The organism is Brevibacterium sp. SIMBA_078, from assembly GCF_046534565.1.
Taxonomy (GTDB): domain Bacteria; phylum Actinomycetota; class Actinomycetes; order Actinomycetales; family Brevibacteriaceae; genus Brevibacterium.
The window spans coordinates 1-259 of the sequence record NZ_JAWRYQ010000346.1 but is presented as its reverse complement, the minus strand read 5'-3'; the positions used below and the strand labels follow the sequence as shown (position 1 = coordinate 259).

1 protein-coding gene is annotated in these 259 nt (G+C 42.9%); it reads right to left on the bottom strand.

Annotated features, from left to right (window positions below):
• The coding region (locus tag SB749_RS19975) for a hypothetical protein (protein WP_410711840.1) at positions 1–259 on the bottom strand (259 nt) is incomplete at both ends.

The following is a 259-nucleotide window of genomic DNA, read 5'->3' as shown; positions in this document are numbered from 1 at the left end:
ATTTTTTGTAGAATTCGAGCTGCTTTTTTACCCATTCTGGGTTGTATATTTCAAAATGCACCTGATTTGGATTTCCGAGTTCAAACATAGGTTTGATTAGTTTTGCACCCATCATTTCAGCGATATAGAAAAGCGCCTGTGCAACCTTTTCCCAAGCAGAGGCCGCTAGCTGTGTGAGTTCGGTATCTGGAAATTCAGCCATTCGCCATTGCCGCTCAACACATGTATATTCGCCACCACCATCATCCTCTGTGTAAAG